The organism is Aeromonas sp. S18(2024) (assembly GCF_041402525.1).
In the GTDB taxonomy this organism is placed as follows: domain Bacteria; phylum Pseudomonadota; class Gammaproteobacteria; order Enterobacterales; family Aeromonadaceae; genus Aeromonas; species Aeromonas enteropelogenes.
Map to the genome: position 1 here is coordinate 647,750 of NZ_JBGLQV010000002.1, position 20,476 is coordinate 668,225.

The following is a 20,476-nucleotide window of genomic DNA, read 5'->3' on the forward strand; positions in this document are numbered from 1 at the left end:
GCAGTCATGCCCAACACACAGGCCTCCATTCTTGACGTTCGGGATAAGGTGGTGGAGGGTGCCGTTGAGAACGGCCAGAACAAGACCCCGATTCTTGAGGTGCGCGATCTCGAGGTGGAGTTCGCCGTCGACGACGGCAAGATCAAGGTGCTCGACGGGGTCAGCTTCCAGGTTGCTCCGGGCCAGACCCTGGGGATCGTCGGCGAGTCCGGCTGCGGCAAGAGCGTCACCTCGCTCGCCATCATGGGACTGCTGCCCAAGCCCCACGGCCAGGTGGTGGCGGGCTCCATCCGCTTTCAGGGGGAGGAGCTGCTCACTCTGGCGCCGGATCAGATGTACAGGGTGCGTGGCAACCGCATCTCGATGATCTTTCAGGAGCCGATGACGGCGCTCAACCCAGTGCAGACGGTCGGGGATCAGCTGATGGAGGTGTTTCGTCTCCACCGCCCCGACTACAACAAGGCCCAGCGCAGGGAGGCGGCCATCGCCATGCTGCAGAAGGTGGGGATCCCGGAACCGGCCCAGCGCTTTGCCGTTTATCCCCACAACCTCTCCGGCGGCATGCGCCAGCGGGTGATGATCGCCATGGCGCTGGCCTGCGAGCCTTCCCTGCTTATCTGCGATGAGCCGACCACGGCGCTCGATGTCACCATCCAGGCCCAGATCCTGGAGCTGATGAAGGAGTTGCAGGCCCAGACCGGCATGGCCATCATCTTCATCACCCACGATCTCGGGGTGGTGGCGGAGCTGTGCGATGAAGTGGTGGTGATGTACGCCGGCCGTGCGGTGGAGCAGGCAGACGTGTTCGAGCTGTTTGACCAGCCACGCCACCCCTATACCCATGGCCTGATGGCCTCGCTCCCCCGTCTCGAAGATGCCCCCAAGAGCCTGCTCAAAACCATCAGGGGCCAGGTGCCCGCCCTTGACGAGATGCCAGCCGGCTGTCGTTTCTCCAATCGCTGCCCCCACGCCACCGATCTTTGCGTCAGCGCCATTCCGGCGGTCGAGCAGCTCAATCCCCACCACAGGGTGGCCTGCCATTACTGGAAGGAGTTGACCGTATGAGCACGCTTTTATCGGTGCGGGATCTGAAACAGCACTTTCGGCTGGGGGGAGGATTTTTGCGCAAGCAATATACGGTCCACGCGGTGGATGGCATCAGCTTCGACCTGAAACAGGGGGAGACGCTGGGACTGGTGGGCGAATCCGGCTGTGGCAAGTCCACCCTGGGACGCACCCTGCTCAAGCTGTTCGAGCCGAGCGCCGGCACCATCACCTTCGAGGGGCGGGATATCACCCACCTCTCCCCCAGGGAGATGCGATCCCTGCGCCAGGAGATGCAGATAGTGTTTCAGGATCCTGCAGAATCCCTCAACAGCCGCCACACTGTGGGCCAGATCCTGGAAGAGCCCTTCATCATCCACGGCAAGGGCAACACTACCCAGCGCCGCGAGTGGGTGCTGGAGCTGCTTGAGAAAGTCGGTTTGCCAGGCAGCGCAATGGATCGCTACCCCCACGAATTTTCCGGCGGCCAGCGCCAGCGCATCGGGATTGCCCGGGCCATCGCCCTCAAACCCAAGCTGCTGGTGTGTGACGAGGCAGTGTCGGCCCTCGATGTCTCGGTGCAGTCGCAGATCGTCAACCTGCTGCTCACTTTGCAGCAGGAGATGAACCTCGCCATCATCTTCATCGCCCACGACCTGTCGGTGGTGAAACACATCTCGGATCGGGTCGCCGTCATGTATCTGGGCAGGATCGTCGAACTGGCAGAGGCGCAGTCACTCTATCTGGCGCCGCGCCACCCCTATACCAGGGCGCTCATCTCGGCCATTCCGGTGCCGGATCCCCGTCGGCGCAGCCAGCGCATCCTGCTGACCGGCGACGTGCCCTCGCCCATCTCGCCCCCGAGCGGCTGCCACTTCCACCAGCGCTGCCCTTATGCCAGCGAGCTGTGCAGAAGCACGGCGCCGAAACTGGCACTGTGCGGTGACGGTGCCCACCAGGTGGCCTGCCACACGCCGCTCTCCGCCAGCGGCGATCCCTCGCTGGATCAGGCCAGCTGACGCAGGCAAGGCAGAAGCGAACGAGGCGGCCCTGTGGCCGCCTCGTTTCATGGCTGATGTCATTCCCAATCAGGCGATCTGGTAGCGCCCCGGCTTGTGGTTGAGTGTCAACACAAGATTACAGATAACGGCCGCGACGATGGAGAGCGCCAGGATCCAGGGTTGCACCACGAAGAAGGAGGTCACGACGATGGAGCAATCCAGCCCCATCTGTAGCTTGCCGGCCCGGATACCGAAGCGATCCTGAACAAACAGCGCCAGTATGTTGAAGCCACCCAGGCTCGACTTGTGGCGAAACATGATGAGCAGCCCCATGCCGATCAGGGTACCACCGATGAGCGCCGCATAGAGGGGCTCTATCTTGCCGATCTGCAGCACGCCGTTGAGGTGATCGGTCATGAAGGAGACCGCCGCCACCGAGGCGAAGGTGTTGAGAGTAAAACGCGGCCCCATACGCAGCCAGGCCAGGACGTAGAAAGGGAGGTTGATGCAGAAGAACAGCAGGCCGAAGCTGACGCCGGTCACCTGTTGCAGCAGCAGCGCCAGCCCGGCGGTACCGCCGGTGAGCAGACCAACCTGATGGAACAGAAAGATGCCGAGGGAGACGAAGCCCGCCGCGGTCAGCAGGGCCAGCACATCCTCATAGACGGGATGCGCGTTGCGAATCAAGGTGTTGTCCATAACCTGTGTATCCAAGCGAAGTAATGTAAAGAGTGTCTGTCGCCGGCTGACCGGCTGCGAGCCTTGTTGGCAAGGCTTCGTTATGGGCGACAGTGTCCGGCTTCAGTGACCCGGATCACAAGACGCGGCCTGAACGCACCAAAATGGTGTTCGTCAGCACAACGTTACAATCCTTGCACCAAAACAAGACAAAGCAGTGGTAAGTCCAAACTGAATCGAGCCTGAAAAAAACGACTAAACTCACTGCCCAAAAAAACGGATCCCTCTAGAATGGATGGCTTGTCACTGCCTGCATCGAGGAGCAAAGCGCAGATGAGAGTCGTCGTATTCGGGATTGGTTATGTGGGACTGGTTCAGGCCGCCGTGCTCGCCGAGATGGGCCATCAGGTCACCTGTGTGGATGTGGACGACAGCAAGGTCGCACGCCTCAAGGAGGGGATCATCCCCATCTTCGAACCCGGACTGGCGCCCATGGTGCAGGCCAACCATCAGGCTGGCCGCCTGCACTTCACCACGGACGTGGCCGAAGGGGTGGCCTTTGCCGAGCTCATCTTCATCGCGGTCGGCACCCCGCCTGACGAAGACGGTTCTGCCGATCTTCAGCACGTGCTGGCGGTGGCCGGCACCATAGGCCGTCTGATGCAGGCGGGCAAGGTGGTGATCAACAAGAGCACGGTGCCGGTCGGCACGGCCGCCAGGGTGCGCCAGCATATCGACGGCATCCTCAAGGAGCGGGGTGTTGCTCTGCCCATCGAGGTGGTCTCCAACCCCGAGTTTCTCAAGGAGGGGGCGGCGGTGGCCGACTGCCTGCGCCCGGATCGCATCATCATCGGCACCGACTCGGATCACGCCATGTCCCTGCTGGAGGAGCTCTACGCCCCCTTCAACCGCAACCATGATCGCATCATCCAGATGGATGCCCGCAGCGCCGAGCTCACCAAGTACGCCGCCAACGCCATGCTGGCCACCAAGATCTCCTTCATGAACGAGATGGCCGGGCTGGCGGAGCGCCTCGGTGCCGACATCGAGGAGGTGCGCAAGGGGATCGGCGCCGACCCGCGCATCGGCTACCACTTCATCTACCCGGGTTGCGGCTACGGCGGATCCTGCTTCCCCAAGGATGTGAAAGCGCTGATCCATACCGCCAGCGAAAGTGGCTGCGACGTGCCCCTGCTGCGCTCGGTGGAGAAGGTCAACGACAGGCAGAAACACAAACTCATCGAGCGCCTGCTTAAGCACTTTGGCAACGACCTGACGGGGCACACCTTCGCCCTGTGGGGGCTGGCTTTTAAACCCAATACCGATGACATGCGCGAAGCGCCGAGCCGGGTGTTGATGGAGGCCATCTGGGCCGCCGGCGGCAAGGTGCAGGCGTTTGACCCCGAGGCGATGAAAGAGGCCCAGCACCTCTACGGCCTGCGCGACGATCTGACCCTGTGCGGCACCCAGGAGGCGGCTCTCAAGGGCGCCGATGCCCTGCTCATCTGCACCGAGTGGCAACAGTTCCGTGCCCCCGACTTCGAGCTTATCAAGCGCACACTGAAACAACCCGTCATCCTCGATGGCCGCAACCTCTATGATCCGGCCCGCCTGCACCAGCGTGGCTTCACCTATTACGCCATCGGCCGTGGCGACAGCCTGGAAAAAGCGCACGCGCTGGAGAAAGCACAATGAAGTACCTGGTCACCGGCGCCGCCGGCTTTATCGGTTTTCATGTGGCGCAAAGGCTCTGTCACGAAGGGCATCAGGTCGTCGGCCTCGACAATCTCAATGACTACTACGAGGTGAGCCTGAAAGAGGCGCGGCTGGCGCAGCTCCTGCCGCTGCCCGGTTTTCGCTTCGAGCGCGGCGATCTCGCGGACAGGCAAGCCATGGCGGCGTTCTTTGCCCGCGAGAGTGTCCGGGAGCAGTTCGATCGGGTGATCCATCTTGGCGCCCAGGCCGGGGTACGCTACTCGCTGGACAACCCCTTCGCCTATGCCGACAGCAATCTCAACGGGACCCTCACCATCCTCGAGGGGTGCCGCCATCATGGGGTCGGGCACCTGGTCTATGCCTCCTCCAGCTCGGTTTACGGCCTCAACGAGCAGATGCCGTTCAAGACCTCGGACGGGGTGGATCATCCCGTCTCCCTCTATGCGGCGAGCAAGAAGGCCAATGAGCTGATGGCCCACTCCTACTCCCACCTCTACGGTTTACCGACCACAGGGCTGCGTTTCTTCACCGTTTACGGCCCCTGGGGGCGCCCCGACATGGCCCTGTTCAAGTTCGTGCGGGCCATCCTGAACGATGAACCCATCGACATCTACAACCAGGGCCAGCTCAGCCGGGACTTCACCTATATCGACGACATCGTCGAGGGGGTGATACGGATCGCGGATCGCCCCCCGGTGGCGAACCCCGCCTGGCACGGGCAGACCGAGTCAAGCTCGGCCCCCTATCGGCTGTTCAACATCGGCAACGGCAGCCCGGTGCGTCTGGTCGACTTCGTGGAGGCCATCGAAACAGCCCTCGGCAAGCAGGCCATTCGCAACCTCTGCCCCATGCAGCCTGGCGATGTACTCGCCACCTGGGCCGATACCGAGGCGCTGTTCGAGGCAACCGGCTACCGGCCCAAAGTGGGGCTGACGCAAGGGGTCACCCGTTTCGTCGGGTGGTACAAGGGGTACTACGGGGTCTGAGCGAGCCGCTATCTGGCCTGACAACGAAAGAGGGGCTGCCAAATGGCAGCCCCTCTTGTCTAGTTCAGGTTCCCCTCCTTGGGGCCTGGCACATAGCTAAATGGTTCTATCTCGGGTCTGAGCCCCTGACAGGCAGGCTTGATGGCCTCGGCATTGGTCAGCAACCAGTTGGTGCGGTGACGATTGCCGAGATTCTCCATGCGTGCGGGGTCAAAACAGCGCTCCAGCAGATCGGCCGCACCCAGCACCCAGCGTCCGGGCGCGGCAGCCACCCAGGCCGCCGCCTCGCGGGCCTGCGCATCATCCGGCATCTGGTAGCTGTAGTGTCGCAGCGGCTGCCGGGTAAACAGCAGGTGCTGCTCCTTGAAACCGGTCAACAGCAACTCGTTGCCCGCCGGTACCCGCTCCGCTGCCAGCGCCATCACGGTTTGCGGCGTGCGCATGTCGTTGAGGCGCGTACAGATCCAGGTGGAGTAGATGAGCCAGCCACAGGCAAGGGTGGCCAGAATGGCGGTGAGCGGTGCTCGGCGCAGCAAGGCGTTGACGAGCAACAACACGCCCCCCATCACCAGCAGGGGGAGCCAGGGGGCCGGCCCCAGTTCGCTCACCCGGCTGGCCAGCTTGGCACTGAACTCCAGCGCAACCGCCCCACCGAGGCAGACGATGCCCAGCAACCAGCCAAGCCCTGACAGCAGGCGGCCTGGCCAGCGCCTGGCCAGCAGGGCTGCGATGAAGGGGGCGCTCAACAGTGCCAAAGCCGGCGTGCCAGGCGTCACATAGACGCCGCGCTTGCCGGGTGAAACCGAGAAGAAGATCACCACCAGCACCAGGTAACCGAGCAGCAATATGATGCGTTTGTCCCGCCCCCCAATGGCTCTGCGCCACTCCACCACCAGCCAGGGCAGCAGCAGGGTGAGCGGCAGCCAGAACGGCGGGATCACCGAGGTGAGGTAGTACCAGAAGGGTTTGACGTGATGCCAGGAGTTGGCATAACGGGTCACCGTCTGGCGCAGCAGTATGTTGTCCCGATACGCCTGCAGTATGGGGTCGCCGCTCTGGGCCACGGCAATCAGCATGGGCACCAACCACAGGCCAATGGCCAGCAGCATGCACAGCGGCCCCGCCAGTCCCTTGAACCAGTCACTGCGGGATGCCGTGCGAATTTTATCCCAATGGGTCCAGATCGCCGGGATCAGCACCAGCAGTGCCAACAGGCCCACCCCCTTGGTGATGATGCCAAGGCCGGCGGCAAACCAGCCGAGCCAGTACCAGCGCCAGCCCCCGCCACACAACAGGAAGCGTATAAAACTGTAAAGGCCCAGGGTGATGAAGAAGGTGACCAGCGCATCGATCTGGGCCGTCTTGGCCTGCAGGGTGAACTGGACGGTAAAGAGCAGCAGCAAACCGGCCAGAAAACCGACCTGGGGCGTCCACAGCCGGCGGCCCAGATCCCATACCAGCACCAGGGTCAGCAGACCCGCCAGCAATGAGGGCAGCAGAAAGGCCACCTTGATGGAACCGGTCAGCAGATAGGCGATGGCGATCCCCCACATGAACATGGGAGGCTTGTCCGGATAAATCTCGCCGCCGCGCATCGGGAACAGCCACTGGCCGCTCTCCACCATCTCCTTGGCCACCAGGGCGAAGCGGGGTTCGTCGGCCGGCCAGGGATCGCGCAGCCCGAGTCCTGTGCCAAGCACGACCAGGGCTATCAGCAGCAGCCAGCCAAGGGAGCTCTGATTGAGCAGGGTACGATCATTTACCATGGCGGATCTCGCTGTCATGGATGAGTTTGTCCCGCTTCCAGCCGCGATGCTGAATATCCAGATAGAGGCTGTAGAGGGCAGTAAAGGTGGGGAAGAGATTTTGCAGTACGCCGACGGAGTCCTGCTTGGGGGAGAAGAGGAAGTAGCTCAGCGTCATCAGGCTGCCGAGCACACTCATGTACCAGAACAGGCGGGGGATCACAGGCCGACCGGCCCGCCTGGAGGCAATGAATTGCACCAGCCAGCGCCCCCCGAACATGAGCGCCCCCGTGTAGCCGATGAGCTTCCAGCCGGTCACATGCAGGCCGGTCCAGTCGAGCCAGTGCAGGGGGAGCGAGAGCAGGGCGTCCATCAATCGAGCATCTCCCTTACCTCGACGACCTTGGATCGCCGCTGCAGCCACCAGACGCCGACCACGTCCACCAGCCCGACCCAGAGGCGATTCCAGACTCCGTATTTGGATACCCCCGCCTGTCTGGGCCTGTGATTGACCGGCCAGGGGGACATGCGACCGCCCTGTGCCTGGATCAGAGCCGGAATATAGCGGTGCATATGGTTGAAGCCGGGCAGACGCAGATACCAGTCGCGCCGCACCACCTTGAGTCCACAGCCGGTATCCGGGATGCCGTCGCGCAGCAAGAGGTCGCGAAAACCGTTGGCCAGTTTGGAAGAGAGTCGCTTCACCCAGTCATCGCGGCGATTGACGCGATGGCCGATGAGCCCCACCTCCTTCCGGTCTGCTGCAAAACGGCGCTTGGCCTCTTCCAGCATGGCGGGAATGTCGGCGGGATCATTCTGGCCATCCCCATCGAGCACCACCAGCCACTCGCCACGGCCATGACGCACGCCACTGAGCACCGCCATGCTCTGGCCGACGGCCCGCTCGTGACGCACCACCCGCAACCTGGGAAAACGCGTCTTCAGCTCGCACAGGATGGCGTAGCTGTCGTCTTCGCTCCCGTCATCCACGTAGACCAATTCGTAATCGTACTTCCCGCCAAGCGCGGCATCGATTTCGCCGATAAGGGGAGCCAGATTGTCCCGTTCATCTTTGGCTGGCACGACGACTGATACATCGATTGAATAACCCATATGAGCTTCCCGACTATAGAGAGACGCAATCAGTCCACTTGATCGCATCATGAAAAAATGGGGATGGTAATTATCCCAAATAAATACAGGATGTTACGTTAATGTGAAGCCAGTCTATCATCCTGGAATTGATTTATGCATCAACTAACGTAGACAAAACCATCCGTCATACCCCGGGGATAAACTCTCTGTGTCTGCTCATGTCGGCAGGAAGGGGGTTGGCTTCCTGACATAAAGTTCCATACCGTTTTCATCTCTAACGGGCGAACACATAACCACATGTTCCATCATCTGGCTGGCAACCTTCCTTTGTAGAACCTATATCTTCCGAATACGAAGAATATGAGGAACTCGTCATGCAGAGATTCGGCACCTGGGGGTGGAGTCTCCTGCTCTTGCTGATCACGGCATCGGCCCAGGCCGAATCATTTCGCCAGGCGCCCAAGGCGATGAGTGCCATCCGCCAGGGCGCAGCCATCGAGCGCAGCAACCCGAGACAAGCCATTGCCTACTATTGCAATGCCGCCAGACTGGGCAATCCGGAGGCCTATTTTCGCATCGGCCGCCTGCTGGCCCGCGGGCCACAAGGTATCCGCAGTGCAAGGCAGGCCAACGCCTATCTCGCCATGGCCATGCGTCTTGGCAACCAGCAAGCCGCTCGCTATTACAACACTCGTGTAGGCAATGCCCCTCTGGGCAACTGCGGTGTGGGCAGCAGCCCTGCCGGTGTTCCCTGGGTACAGCCCGCTACCCCCTTCGATCAGGACAAATATCTGGCCCGACAATCTGCGAGCAAGCAGAAACTGGCCAACATGGTCCGGCAGGCCGCCGAGCGCCATCAGGTCGATCCCAAGCTGGCCCTGGCCATCGCCATCGCCGAATCCAACCTCGACCGCTTTGCCGTCTCTCCCAAACAGGCGCAAGGGGTCATGCAACTCATCCCCGCGACCCAGCAGCGTTTCGGTGTCACCCGCCCGTTCGATGCGGAACAAAACATCCGCGGCGCCATGGTGTACCTGAAATGGCTGGAGAAACAGTTCGGCCCGGACTGGATCAGGATCAGTGCCGCCTACAATGCCGGCGAGAAGGCGGTGGCCCGCTACGGCGGCATCCCCCCCTATCAGGAGACCCAGGATTACGTGCAGCGGGTGCTCTACTATTCAGGGCACCAGCAAACGGCAGAAACCAAGCCATCCCTACGCTGACAAGGGGTCGGCAACACATCAAAAAACCAGCCCGGTCCCACCCTATCGTCACTAACTTAAGGAAAAATTAAGACGATTTTTCCGGGGATTTTGCCGGTCACAGCCCCATTCGCCCCTCCCCTCTATCTCATCTCGCCCACCCCTTCTTGACGGAGGATGAGCAACCGGTCGCCCGCTTTGCCCCCCCTTGTTCGTTGGTTTACAATCGACGGGTTTTTTGGAACCCGGTTGGCCTGTGCCGACCTGGCCCCACCACGACCTCAGCCTGTTGATGCAAAAACATTAACTCGCTGAAAAAGAAGAGAATTAGCCAATGGCTCAATTTATTTACACCATGAACCGGGTCGGCAAGGTAGTGCCGCCCAAGCGTCATATCCTCAAGAACATCTCCCTGAGTTTCTTCCCGGGCGCCAAGATCGGCGTTTTGGGTCTGAATGGCGCCGGTAAATCCACCCTGCTGCGCATCATGGCCGGGCTGGATACCGAGATCGAAGGGGAAGCCCGCCCGCAGCCCGGCATCAAGATCGGCTACCTGCCCCAGGAACCGAAGCTGGAGCCGGAGCAGACCGTGCGCGAAGCGGTGGAAGAGGCCGTCGGCGAAGTGAAACGCGCCATGGCCCGCCTCGACGAGGTCTATGCGGCCTACGCCGATCCGGATGCGGATTTTGACAAGCTGGCCCGCGAGCAGGGCGAACTGGAAGCCATCATCCAGGCCCAGGGCGGCCACAACCTGGAAAACCAGCTGGAGCGCGCGGCCGATGCCCTGCGTCTGCCGGCATGGGATGCCCAGATCAAGCACCTCTCCGGTGGTGAGCGTCGCCGCGTGGCCCTGTGCCGCCTGCTGCTGGAAAAACCGGACATGCTGCTGCTGGACGAACCGACCAACCACCTGGACGCCGAATCCGTGGCCTGGCTGGAGCGCTTCCTGCACGACTACGAGGGTACCGTCGTGGCCATCACCCACGACCGTTACTTCCTCGACAACGTGGCTGGCTGGATCCTGGAGCTGGACCGTGGCGAGGGTATTCCGTGGGAAGGCAACTACTCCTCCTGGCTGGAGCAGAAAGATGCCCGTCTGGCCCAGGAAGCGAGTGCCGAAGCGGCCCGTCGCAAGTCCATCGAGAAGGAACTGGAGTGGGTTCGCCAGAACCCGAAAGGTCGTCAGGCCAAATCCAAGGCCCGTATGGCTCGCTTCGAGGAGCTCAACACCAACGACTACCAGAAGCGCAACGAGACCAACGAGCTGTTCATTCCGCCCGGACCGCGCCTCGGCGACAAGGTGGTGGAAGTGGCCAACCTGCGCAAATCCTACGGGGATCGCGTACTGATCGACGATCTGTCGTTTGCCATTCCCAAGGGGGCCATCGTCGGCATCATCGGCCCGAACGGTGCCGGTAAGTCGACCCTGTTCCGCATGATGTCGGGCCAGGAGCAGCCGGATTCCGGCTCCATCACCCTGGGCGATACCGTGGTACTGGCCTCGGTCGATCAGTTCCGTGACAGCATGGATGACAAGAAGACGGTGTTCGAAGAGGTCGCCGACGGTCAGGACATCCTGCGCATCGGTAGCTATGAGTTCCCGAGCCGCGCCTACATCGGCCGCTTCAACTTCAAGGGCTCCGATCAGCAGAAGCGGGTCGGCGAGCTCTCCGGTGGTGAACGCGGTCGTCTGCATCTGGCCAAGCTGCTGCAGACCGGCGGCAACGTGCTGCTGCTCGACGAACCGACCAACGATCTGGATATCGAAACCTTGCGTGCCCTGGAGAACGCCCTGCTGGAGTTCCCGGGTTGTGCCATGGTCATCTCCCACGACCGCTGGTTCCTCGACCGGATCGCCACCCACATCCTGGACTACCAGGACGAGGGCAAGATCGAATTCTTCGAGGGCAACTTCACCGAATACGAAGAGTGGAAGAAGAAGACCTACGGCGCCGAGGCCATCCAGCCGCACCGTGCGAAATACAAGCGTATCGCCAAGTAAACCGGCAAATGCGACAAGGGGAGCCTCGGCTCCCCTTTCTTGTGCCTTATGGCTTACAATCCAGAACGAACGACCTTGCATGGATTTTGCGAAATGACGACCCAGCCCACCACAGAGAAGAAGCTCACCATTCAGATCCGGGTCGAACCCGGCTGCCTCGGGCCGGATGGCAAGGCGCACATCGAAACCTTCTGTGCCGCCGCCGCCAAGATCTTCGAGGCCGTAGAGCCCGAACTGGTGAGCTGGGTACTGCTTCCCCGTTATGACAAGCAGTTGCCAGAACAGGAGTTCTTCATCGCCGGTCGCAAGCTGAGCGAGGAGCAGGCCAGCCTGTTTCTGCGCCGTTTCGATCGGGAGCTGGGGGAAGTGCAGGAGCGGCTCGACTCCGTGCTTGCCCAACTGGTGGAACGCTACTTCAAGACTCTCTGAACCTCGGTTTTGACAAAGAAAGGTTCTCTATCGAGGACCTTTTTTATTGCTCAAATAGCAAACGTTTGAATTTTTACTCTATTCATTGATCCGCCTCGCAGATCCGGGGTTTGTAAACGCCCCCGCCTGTGTAAAAATGTGCGCGCCGTCACGGTATCAAGTCGAGTCTGGTCATTTAGCCACCATCTGCTGGGGGCATTTACCCCGCATGAATGGGTCCACCGGCTCCCTTGCTGCTTATTTCACGTCACCTATTGGAATTCACATGAACCAACCACACAACGCCACAGGGCAGGCGACCAATCAGATCGCCGGGCAAGGATTGCTTGAGCGCCTGTTTGCCCTGCAAGGCCATGGCACCACAGCCCGCACCGAGGTCATCGCCGGGATCACCACCTTCCTGACCATGGTCTATATCGTGTTCGTCAACCCGCAGATCCTCTCCGCGGCCGGCATGGACACCCAGGCGGTGTTCGTTACCACCTGCCTTATCGCCGGTATCGGCAGCATCCTGATGGGCCTGCTGGCCAACCTGCCCATCGCTCTGGCTCCCGCCATGGGACTCAACGCCTTCTTCGCCTTCGTGGTAGTAGCCGGCATGGGTTACTCCTGGCAGGTCGGTATGGGTACCATCTTCTGGGGCGCCATGGGTCTATTGATCCTCACCCTGCTGCGGGTGCGCTACTGGCTCATCGCCAACATTCCGCTCACCCTGCGGGTCGGCATCACTGCCGGTATCGGCCTTCTGATCGCCCTGCTCGGCCTGCACAACGCAGGGATCGTGGTCGCCAGCCCCGCTACCATGGTGACTGTGGGCAACCTCACCTCCCTGCCCTGCCTGCTGGGGCTGCTGGGTTTCTTCCTCATCTGCATCTTCTCCGCCCGCGGCGTGCACTCCGCCGTGCTGATCGCCATCGTGGTCACCACCACCCTGGGCTGGCTGTTTGGCGACGTGACCTTCAAGGGTTTCATCGCCATGCCCCCCAGCATTGATCCCGTGTTCGGCCAGCTCGATCTGATGGGCTCACTGGATATCGGTCTGGCCGGCGTCATCTTCTCTTTCATGCTGGTCAACCTGTTTGACTCCTCCGGCACCCTGATTGGCGTCACCAACCGCGCCAAGCTGGCCGATGACAAGGGTCACTTCCCGCGTATGAAGCAGGCTCTGATGGTCGATAGCGTGAGCTCGGTCGGCGGCGCCTTTATGGGCACCTCCTCCGTAACGGCGTATATCGAGAGCAGCTCCGGCGTCGCGGTCGGTGGCCGTACCGGCCTGACCGCCATCGTAGCCGGCATCCTGTTCCTGCTGGCTATCTTCTTCTCCCCCATCGCCGCCATGGTGCCGGCTTATGCCGCCGCCGGTGCCCTTATCTATGTGGGCGTGCTGATGTGCTCCGAGCTGACCCGGGTGAAGTGGGAAGACTTGACCGAAGCGGTCCCGGCCTTCATGACCGCCGTCATGATGCCGTTCAGTTTCTCCATCACCGAAGGGATCGCCGTGGGCTTTATCTCCTACTGCGTGATGAAGGCGGGCACCGGCCGCTGGCGCGAGATCAACCCCTGCGTGCTGGTGGTCGCCCTGCTGTTTGTGCTCAAGTTCGTCTGGGTCGACAGCCACTGATAACGACCGAACCGGTTAACCAAATGGGCTCCCGACAGGGAGCCCATTTTTATTACCACCGCACAGCCACTCATGGAGACGCTGTGCCGTCGGCGCAAAGTTGTTAACATGGTTGCTCCATACGGAACATGTTCACCATCCAGCAAGGAGCCAGGATGCATCACTCATCCCCCCGATCCACCTTCGAAGTCAGCGACGACAAGGGACGCCTCGACGTCCCCTTGATCCACCGTTTTTTGTCAGAAGAGGCTTACTGGAGCCCCGGCATTCCGCTGACCACTGTGCTGCGCGCCATCAATCACTCCCTCTGTTTTGGTGGCTACCTCGGCGGCCAGCAGGTGGCCTTCGCCCGGGTCATCACCGACAAGGCCACCTTCGGCTATCTCTCCGATGTGTTCGTGCTGCCCGAGCATCGCGGTCAGGGCTACAGCAAGGCGCTGGTAGCGGCCGTCCTCGCCCACCCCGAGCTGCAGGGGCTGCGGCGTCTGAGCCTGTCGACCCGGGATGCCCACGGCCTCTATGGCAGTTTTGGCTTCGTGCCCGCCAGTGCACCAGCCAGCCTGATGGAGATCTACGACCCCGAGATCTACCTGCGTACCTGAATCTCGGGCTCCCTCTGCTGGCGGCTGATTATTTTCGCCGGATCATGCTTCTCGCCCCTGCGCTGTGACGTGGGGGCGCGACAGTGCTAGATTGGCAGCCAGCGTTTTCACCCAGCAGCTTCGTCAACCACAAGGATGGCAACCGTGGCCCAGCACTCTCCCTCTTTCTCCGCTCTTTCCCCCTTGCTACAAGCGCAGGCCCAGCGCCAATGGCAGCGACTGCTCGAACTGGCGCCAGACTACGGCGACCTGCCCGAGGCAACCCGGCAGGTCCTGCTCACCCTGCTCGGTCTCTCCGATTTTGTCGCCGACTCACTGATCAAACAACCCGAGCTGCTGGCGCAGATCCTCGCCTCGGGAGAGCTGGAGCAGACCGAGCGCTGGCCGGCCTACCAGCGCGATCTGACTGCTCTGCTGGCTGAAGTCGTTGACGAGGAGGCGCTCAAGCGCACCCTGCGTCAGTTCCGCCGCAGTCGCATGCTGGTCATCGCCTGGCGCGAACTGCTGGGGCATGCCGAGGTTGAAGAGAGCTTTATCCACCTCACCAAACTGGCCGACGCCCTGATCTGCGCAGCCCGTGACTGGCTCTACGCCAAGCAGTGCAGCGAGCTGGGCACCCCGATGGACGGGGATGGCAACCCGCAGCCGCTGCTGATCCTCGGCATGGGCAAACTGGGGGGCGGCGAGCTCAACTTCAGCTCCGACATTGACCTTATCTTCACTTTCCCCGAGAACGGCTACACGGTCGGCGGGCGGCGGGAGCTCGCCAACCAGCAGTTCTTTATCAAGCTGGGCCAGCGCATCATCAACGCCCTGCATCAACCGACCCAGGATGGCCAGGTGTTCCGGGTCGACATGCGGCTGCGCCCCTTTGGCGACGCCGGGCCGCTCGCCATCTCCTTTGCCGCCATGGAGGATTACTACCAGCACCACGGCCGCAACTGGGAGCGCTACGCCATGGTCAAGGCGCGGGTACTGGGACCCCAGTGCGAACATGCGGTCGATCTCGCCGAGATGCTGCGCCCCTTCGTGTTTCGCCGCTATATCGACTTTGGCGTCATAGACGGCCTGCGTCAGATGAAGGCGATGATCGCCGCCGAGGTCCGCCGCAAGGGGCTCGAGGGCAACATCAAGCTGGGGGCCGGCGGCATTCGCGAAGTGGAGTTTATCGCCCAGGCGCTGCAGCTTATTCGCGGCGGTCGTGAACCTGCGCTGCGGGTGCGCCATCTGCCGGAAGCGCTGGCCGCCATTGCCCGGTGCGGCGCCCTCGAAGCCGACCACTGCGACCGCCTGCTGGAGGCCTATCGTTTCCTGCGCCGGGTCGAGAACATATTGCAGGAGATCGGCGATCAGCAGACCCAGACCCTGCCCACCGAAGAGCGGGATCGCCAGCGGCTCGTCGCCGCTCTCGACTTTACCGACTGGGGCGCCTTCATGGCTCATCTGGACGAGGAGATGGCCGCCGTCCATCAGCAGTTTGCCGCCGTGGTGGGGGAAGAGAAAGAGGCACCCGCCCATCTGGAGCAGCTCTGGCTCGATCTGTGGCGCACCGAGCTCGACGCAGCCGAGCTGGAGAAACTGCTGACCGCACAGGGCGTGGCCGAGCCCGCCCCCCTCTGCACCGCCCTGCTGCGCTTCAAGGAGGAGTACAAGCGCCGGCAGGTGGGGCCGCAGGGGCGCATCGCGCTGGACTGGCTGATGCCGGAGCTGCTGCGGCTGGTGGTGGCCAGTGAGCAACCCGCCCGCCTGTTCGAGCGGGTGTGCGAGCTGTTGACCCGCATCTTCACCCGCAGCGCCTATCTGCAACTGCTGGCGGAAAATCCGGGCGCCCTGCGCCAGCTGGTGCGGCTGTGCGACGCCAGCCATCTGGTGAGCGAGCAGCTGGCCCGCTACCCGATTTTGCTGGACGAGCTGCTGGATCCCCAGCACCTCTATCACCCCACCCCGCTCGATCAGTACAAGCCCCAGTTGCGCCAGTTCCTGCTGCGTATCCCCGAAGAGGACGTGGAGCAGCAGATGGAGGCGCTGCGCCAGTTCAAGCAGGTGCAGCTGCTGCGTATCGTGGCGGCCGACATCGCCGGCGCCCTGCCGCTGATGAAGGTGAGTGACCACCTCACCTGGCTGGCGGAGGCGATCACCGAGGAGGTGGTCAATCAGGCCTGGGCCCAGATGAGCGAGCGCTACGGGGTGCCACCCGAGGTGGCGGTGAGCGGCCAGCGCGGCTTTGCCGTGGTGGCCTACGGCAAGCTGGGCGGTATCGAACTCGGCTACGGTTCGGATCTCGATCTGGTGTTCCTGCACGGCGGTGACCCCAACGGCTACACCGACGGGCGCAAGCCCATCGACAGCCGCCAGTTCTACCTGCGTCTGGCCCAGCGGATCCTGCACCTGTTCAGCACCCGCACCCCGTCCGGCATCCTGTATGAGATCGACATGCGGCTGCGCCCCTCCGGCGACTCCGGGCTGCTGGTTTCGTCACTCTCCGCCTATGAGCAATACCAGCAAAACGAGGCCTGGACCTGGGAGCATCAGGCGCTGGTGCGGGCCCGTCCCATCTATGGCGATGAGGCGGTGATCGCCGAGTTTGCCCGCATCCGCCGCGCCGTGCTGGCCAAAGAGCGGGAGCTGCCGACCCTGGCCCGCGAGGTGCGCGAGATGCGCCAGAAGATGCGGGACCACCTGCTCAAGGCCGGTGCTGGCGAGTTCGATCTCAAGCAATCCCCCGGCGGCATGGTGGACATCGAGTTTATCGCCCAGTATCTGGTGCTGGCCCACGCCTGTGGCGAGCCCGAGGCGCTCACCCGCTGGTCCGATAACGTGCGCATCTTCGACGAGTGCGTGCTGGCGGGGGTGCTGACCCTGGAGCAGGCGGAAGGGCTCAAGCACGCCTATCTGGAGATCCGCAACCTCGGCCATCGCCTCAACCTCTCCGAGGTCTCCCGCAAGGTGGGCGACGATCGTCTGCAGAGTGAACGCAGCCATGTGCTGGCAGTCTGGCAACAGCTGCTCAGTGAAAAAGAATAAGAAAGGATCATCGGTCTCGAGGCTAGCCCACGACTCTTCCCAACTTGCATATAGTAAAAGAGCCCGCACAATGCGGGCTCTTTGTATTAGAGGGACGAGAAGCGACGGGTTATTTGAACAACCCTTTGAGCAGTTGATCGGCCACTCCCTTAACCCCTTCGTTGTCGGCCTTGTCACCCAGCAGCTTCTTGAGGCCGCGCTCGGCTTCCTTGCGTGCCTTCTCCTCGAGGATCTTGTTGTTGCTGAGCAGCGCCTTCACGTCCAGCCGATAGGTCGGTGCCTGCCACTGGCCACCGATGCGCACCGGTATGGTGATGTCCTTCAGCTCATCGACTCCCTTGCCGCCCTGCCCCTTGCTGCTCTCGACGATGGAGGTCAGGAACAGGAAGTCGAGTGTCTCGGGCACCAGTGCCGTTTGCCCCTGGCCATGAACCCGCAGTGCGGGGGCAAATAGCTGGATATCGTCGCTGCGCGCCACCCCGTTTGCCAGTTGGAAGCTGGCTGTCAGGGCACTGAAGTCGGTCTTGCGTCCCTCTTTGACCTGATCCGTCCCCTTGCCGGTCAAGGTAGCCCGCGCCTCGCGGATCATCTCTGCCAGGTTGATGCCATGCAGGGCCCCATCGTGCAACGCCAGGGTTATCTTGCCCTGCATCCGACTGCGTAGTGCCTGCTCTGACAGGCCTTGTCCCTGCACCTGCACATCGAGATCGCCCCGCCCTTCCAGCAAGTCATTCTGCGCCAGGGTCTGCAATAGCGAGTGCACATTTACTCCCTGCACCCGTTTGCTCACCTGGTAACGGGCTGGCTGCTGACGCGCATCGAGCACGCCACTCGCCGTCACCTTGCCGCCAGCTACGCCGGCGCTGAACTGCTTGAGGGTAAGCTGACCGTTCGCCAGCGCCAACTGCATATCGAGCTGGCTCAGATCCAGCCCTCTCACCCGCAAGCTGCCCAGCTGCAACCGTCCAATGGCATCGATTGCCTTGAGGACATCCAGATTAGGTTCAACTGCCGAAAGAGCGCGAGTCACCTTGGTTGGTTCTGCCGCCTTGTTGCCGGCACTCGCCGGTGTGGTAGGAGCCGGCGCCGCAGCGCTTGCCGATGTGCCAAGCCAGCTGTCGAGATCCAGCTTCTCCCCCTTGAGATCGAATTCCACTTTGGGCACAGCCCCAAGCTGCACCGCACCTTCGCCAGTCAGCAGGGTATCATCGGCACTCATCACCAGCTTGCTCAGGGTGACTTTCTTAGCCTCCAGTTCGGCACGGGCAAACCCGGCCAGCTTGAGGTTCATCTGTGGGTGCGGCAGCGTATTGCCATTCAATGTGGCACTGAGCACCACATCGGAGACCTCAGCCAGTTTAAGATCCTGGTCAACCCTGGCCTTGAGCGTTCCCTCGAGCGAACCGGCCAGCGCCGGTTGCTCGCCTTCTCCCTGGGCACCTTGCAGGCTCAGAGCAAGGCTGCTCCACTCCCCCAGCGCCAGGCGATCGGCCTTCAGGGTGAAGTTATCCAGCTGCCGGGAGGGCTGCTTGAGCGATCCGCCCACAACCACCCCTTTCAATTCGCTGGCCAACGCATTTTGTGCCAGCTTGACCTCCCCCTGTCCCTTCAGATCAAAGGCCAGCTGGCCTTGAGCCCCTTTGGCGGCGAAGGTGACCGGCACCCACTGACCCATGGCCAGCTGGCCGAGATCGAGATCGAGCCTGTCGAGGCGAGAAACAATACCGTTGCGATCGTCCTGCACCAGGGCACTGGCCTGTTCAAGTACCACCCCTTTCAGCTTGATCTGCCAGGGCTTGCTCTCTGCTGGCGCCCCCTGAGGTTCACGGGCCGGCGCCTTGGCATCTTCCGCCGTTGCAGGCTCGGCAGATGACTTGTCCGAGAGCAGGCCGCTCAGGTTGGAACTGCCATCCGCTTTCGTCTGGATAAACAGATGGGCACCAGCCAGCGTCACCTCGCCTATCTCCAACCGATGGGAAAGCAGCGGCAACAGGGCAACTGATGCACTCCCCTGCTCGAAGCGGATCAGATCAGGCTCGGCAAAGCCTGCCGGATTGCGCAGAGCCACTTTTTCGAGTGACAGGCCAAGACTCGGCCAGAAGCGCCAGTCGATATTCCCCGCCATCACCAACTCACGACCAGTGACCTTTCTTACCTGCTCCGTCAGCTGGGGTTTGAACTGGTTGGGATCGATCAGGCTGATCAGCGCAGTAATCGCGATCACTGCGGCCAGCACCAACCCCAACAGGATGTAGATGATCTTCTTCACGACAAACTCCTTGAATACGGATCTTGAGTGAGACTATATCACCCGAAACCCCGCAGATGGGGACAGTCTCCCAAAACAGCCAAATCAGGAGACAGGGATAGTCGCACCCGACACAAGCAATTCTGAATTATGAAGATAATTGCTGTGTCAGCAGGGTAATGGCGATGCGAGTTGACGCGAATGCAAAACAGGAAGGGGTAAGAGCGCCGAGTTTCACCCACTGACAATCGGCCACGTCGTCCGCAGCACTAAGATCGGGCTTCTCGGTTAGATTGATGGCAAATGCGGTATCGCAGGTGTGATAGGTGATGCCGTCATAGGGATAGGTATTGGCAAACGAGCCCAGATAACGAACGGGGCAAGCTGAAACATCCAGGCCCAGCTCCTCCTGCAACTCGCGAACGAGGGCAGCTTCCAGCGACTCGCCGGGATCGACAAATCCGCCCGGCAGATCCAGCAGCCCCTTGCCAGGGTTGCGAGCCCTCACTGCAACCAGCACTTCATCTTGCCAACACAGGGCGACCATCACGGCCGCAGCCACATTCTGAAAGAAGTGGAAGCCACAGTCACAACGGAACTCCTTGTTGCTCTTGGCAAGCAGGCTCTCTTTACCGCATCGGGGGCAAAACATGGAACGTCTCCATTTGGATAAAACCCTATTGTACGCTCCAGATAGGGCTGTATGAACAACATGGCAAGGTTCAGGTGGAGAGGGGGGAAGAAGGGAATAACAGAGGTTAGAGCTGGCCAAAATACAAACAAAACGTTGAATTTCACGCAATAAAAAACCCCGCTCAGTGAGCGGGGTTTTCGTGTTGGGTGCCTGGCAGTGTCCTACTCTCGCATGGCGAATGCCACACTACCATCGGCGCTACCGCGTTTCACTTCTGAGTTCGGCATGGGATCAGGTGGTTCCACGGCGCTATGGCCGCCAGGCAAATTCTTAATCCAGAAAGCTGACGTGAATAACGATGTTGCTCATGGCTAGTCGCTATCACTGAATTCGTAGTTCGTTCATTCGCTACAAGGCCAGAAACACTTCTTGGGTGTTGTATGGTTAAG

Annotated in this window: 16 protein-coding genes and 1 rRNA gene; 10 read left to right on the forward strand and 7 right to left on the reverse strand. The window is 61.5% G+C overall.

Annotation, left to right across the window (positions count from 1 at the left end; all coding sequences use genetic code 11):
• Positions 1 to 6 precede the first annotated feature (6 nt).
• Complete coding sequence (locus tag ACB034_RS06165) at positions 7 to 1,065, forward strand: ABC transporter ATP-binding protein (protein WP_371172348.1); 1,059 nt, start codon at positions 7 to 9, stop codon at positions 1,063 to 1,065.
• Positions 1,062 to 2,063: an ABC transporter ATP-binding protein gene (locus ACB034_RS06170; RefSeq protein ID WP_371172349.1), complete on the forward strand. Its 1,002-nt coding sequence runs from the start codon at positions 1,062 to 1,064 to the stop codon at positions 2,061 to 2,063. Before ACB034_RS06165 ends, ACB034_RS06170 begins: the two co-directional genes overlap by 4 nt.
• A gap of 69 nt (positions 2,064 to 2,132) precedes the next feature.
• Here the strand turns inward: ACB034_RS06170 and ACB034_RS06175 are convergent, their stop codons facing one another.
• Positions 2,133 to 2,744, reverse strand: a complete 612-nt coding sequence (locus ACB034_RS06175) for a YitT family protein (RefSeq protein WP_371172350.1) — start codon at positions 2,742 to 2,744, stop codon at positions 2,133 to 2,135.
• A 312-nt stretch (positions 2,745 to 3,056) separates the two neighbouring features.
• Here ACB034_RS06175 and ACB034_RS06180 point away from each other — a divergent pair, with 312 nt between their 5' ends.
• Together ACB034_RS06180 and ACB034_RS06185 are read left to right on the forward strand one after the other, a co-directional pair.
• Complete coding sequence (locus ACB034_RS06180; protein WP_268855183.1) at positions 3,057 to 4,418, forward strand: UDP-glucose/GDP-mannose dehydrogenase family protein; 1,362 nt, start codon at positions 3,057 to 3,059, stop codon at positions 4,416 to 4,418.
• Positions 4,415 to 5,425, forward strand: a complete 1,011-nt coding sequence (locus ACB034_RS06185) for an NAD-dependent epimerase (RefSeq protein ID WP_371172351.1) — start codon at positions 4,415 to 4,417, stop codon at positions 5,423 to 5,425. The genes ACB034_RS06180 and ACB034_RS06185 overlap by 4 nt, the downstream gene beginning before the upstream one ends.
• A gap of 59 nt (positions 5,426 to 5,484) precedes the next feature.
• On the opposite strand, the gene ACB034_RS06190 is transcribed toward ACB034_RS06185, so the two are convergent.
• The 3 genes from ACB034_RS06190 to ACB034_RS06200 are packed head-to-tail and all read right to left on the reverse strand — an operon-like array spanning position 5,485 to position 8,283.
• Positions 5,485 to 7,191: an ArnT family glycosyltransferase gene (locus ACB034_RS06190; protein WP_371172352.1), complete on the reverse strand. Its 1,707-nt coding sequence runs from the start codon at positions 7,189 to 7,191 to the stop codon at positions 5,485 to 5,487.
• Positions 7,181 to 7,543, reverse strand: coding sequence for a lipid-A-disaccharide synthase N-terminal domain-containing protein (locus tag ACB034_RS06195; RefSeq protein WP_042028163.1), 363 nt, complete (start codon positions 7,541 to 7,543; stop codon positions 7,181 to 7,183). Before ACB034_RS06195 ends, ACB034_RS06190 begins: the two co-directional genes overlap by 11 nt.
• Positions 7,543 to 8,283, reverse strand: a complete 741-nt coding sequence (locus tag ACB034_RS06200) for a glycosyltransferase family 2 protein (protein WP_223378947.1) — start codon at positions 8,281 to 8,283, stop codon at positions 7,543 to 7,545. The genes ACB034_RS06195 and ACB034_RS06200 overlap by 1 nt, the downstream gene beginning before the upstream one ends.
• Positions 8,284 to 8,639: 356 nt before the next feature.
• On the opposite strand from ACB034_RS06200, the gene ACB034_RS06205 reads away from it, so the two are divergent.
• The 6 genes from ACB034_RS06205 to glnE all read left to right on the forward strand — a co-directional run bounded on the left by ACB034_RS06205 (position 8,640) and on the right by glnE (position 17,145).
• Positions 8,640 to 9,488: a lytic transglycosylase domain-containing protein gene (locus tag ACB034_RS06205; RefSeq protein ID WP_371172353.1), complete on the forward strand. Its 849-nt coding sequence runs from the start codon at positions 8,640 to 8,642 to the stop codon at positions 9,486 to 9,488.
• Positions 9,489 to 9,801: 313 nt separating this feature from the next.
• Positions 9,802 to 11,469 (forward strand): energy-dependent translational throttle protein EttA, encoded by a 1,668-nt coding sequence (ettA, locus tag ACB034_RS06210; protein ID WP_026456971.1) that lies wholly within the window; start codon positions 9,802 to 9,804, stop codon positions 11,467 to 11,469.
• Positions 11,470 to 11,562: 93 nt separating this feature from the next.
• Positions 11,563 to 11,898, forward strand: coding sequence for a hypothetical protein (locus tag ACB034_RS06215; protein ID WP_026456972.1), 336 nt, complete (start codon positions 11,563 to 11,565; stop codon positions 11,896 to 11,898).
• Positions 11,899 to 12,163: 265 nt separating this feature from the next.
• Entirely contained in the window at positions 12,164 to 13,519 is a 1,356-nt protein-coding gene (locus ACB034_RS06220) for an NCS2 family permease (protein WP_216993786.1), read from the forward strand.
• 155 nt (positions 13,520 to 13,674) lie between these two features.
• Positions 13,675 to 14,121 carry a GNAT family N-acetyltransferase gene (locus tag ACB034_RS06225; protein WP_216993785.1) on the forward strand — a complete coding sequence of 149 codons (447 nt, stop codon included), beginning with the start codon at positions 13,675 to 13,677 and terminating at the stop codon, positions 14,119 to 14,121.
• A gap of 144 nt (positions 14,122 to 14,265) precedes the next feature.
• Complete coding sequence (gene glnE, locus ACB034_RS06230; protein WP_371172354.1) at positions 14,266 to 17,145, forward strand: bifunctional [glutamate--ammonia ligase]-adenylyl-L-tyrosine phosphorylase/[glutamate--ammonia-ligase] adenylyltransferase; 2,880 nt, start codon at positions 14,266 to 14,268, stop codon at positions 17,143 to 17,145.
• A gap of 109 nt (positions 17,146 to 17,254) precedes the next feature.
• On the opposite strand, the gene ACB034_RS06235 is transcribed toward glnE, so the two are convergent.
• The 3 genes from ACB034_RS06235 to rrf form a co-directional block, all read right to left on the reverse strand.
• Complete coding sequence (locus ACB034_RS06235) at positions 17,255 to 19,414, reverse strand: AsmA family protein (protein ID WP_371172355.1); 2,160 nt, start codon at positions 19,412 to 19,414, stop codon at positions 17,255 to 17,257.
• Between the two features lie 127 nt (positions 19,415 to 19,541).
• Positions 19,542 to 20,045, reverse strand: coding sequence for an NUDIX domain-containing protein (locus tag ACB034_RS06240; protein WP_371172356.1), 504 nt, complete (start codon positions 20,043 to 20,045; stop codon positions 19,542 to 19,544).
• A 190-nt stretch (positions 20,046 to 20,235) separates the two neighbouring features.
• Positions 20,236 to 20,350: ribosomal RNA gene (gene rrf / locus ACB034_RS06245) — 5S ribosomal RNA — on the reverse strand.
• Positions 20,351 to 20,476 lie beyond the last annotated feature (126 nt).

What these genes read in the sequence shown, in the direction of transcription:
- ACB034_RS06165 (WP_371172348.1), top strand. Translation starts at nt 7, where the DNA reads ATGCCCAACACACAGGCCTCCATTCTTGACGTTCGGGATAAGGTGGTG.
- ACB034_RS06170 (WP_371172349.1), top strand. Translation starts at nt 1,062, where the DNA reads ATGAGCACGCTTTTATCGGTGCGGGATCTGAAACAGCACTTTCGGCTG.
- ACB034_RS06175 (WP_371172350.1), bottom strand. Translation starts at nt 2,744, where the DNA reads ATGGACAACACCTTGATTCGCAACGCGCATCCCGTCTATGAGGATGTG.
- ACB034_RS06180 (WP_268855183.1), top strand. Translation starts at nt 3,057, where the DNA reads ATGAGAGTCGTCGTATTCGGGATTGGTTATGTGGGACTGGTTCAGGCC.
- ACB034_RS06185 (WP_371172351.1), top strand. Translation starts at nt 4,415, where the DNA reads ATGAAGTACCTGGTCACCGGCGCCGCCGGCTTTATCGGTTTTCATGTG.
- ACB034_RS06190 (WP_371172352.1), bottom strand. Translation starts at nt 7,191, where the DNA reads ATGGTAAATGATCGTACCCTGCTCAATCAGAGCTCCCTTGGCTGGCTG.
- ACB034_RS06195 (WP_042028163.1), bottom strand. Translation starts at nt 7,543, where the DNA reads ATGGACGCCCTGCTCTCGCTCCCCCTGCACTGGCTCGACTGGACCGGC.
- ACB034_RS06200 (WP_223378947.1), bottom strand. Translation starts at nt 8,283, where the DNA reads ATGGGTTATTCAATCGATGTATCAGTCGTCGTGCCAGCCAAAGATGAA.
- ACB034_RS06205 (WP_371172353.1), top strand. Translation starts at nt 8,640, where the DNA reads ATGCAGAGATTCGGCACCTGGGGGTGGAGTCTCCTGCTCTTGCTGATC.
- ettA (WP_026456971.1), top strand. Translation starts at nt 9,802, where the DNA reads ATGGCTCAATTTATTTACACCATGAACCGGGTCGGCAAGGTAGTGCCG.
- ACB034_RS06215 (WP_026456972.1), top strand. Translation starts at nt 11,563, where the DNA reads ATGACGACCCAGCCCACCACAGAGAAGAAGCTCACCATTCAGATCCGG.
- ACB034_RS06220 (WP_216993786.1), top strand. Translation starts at nt 12,164, where the DNA reads ATGAACCAACCACACAACGCCACAGGGCAGGCGACCAATCAGATCGCC.
- ACB034_RS06225 (WP_216993785.1), top strand. Translation starts at nt 13,675, where the DNA reads ATGCATCACTCATCCCCCCGATCCACCTTCGAAGTCAGCGACGACAAG.
- ACB034_RS06240 (WP_371172356.1), bottom strand. Translation starts at nt 20,045, where the DNA reads ATGTTTTGCCCCCGATGCGGTAAAGAGAGCCTGCTTGCCAAGAGCAAC.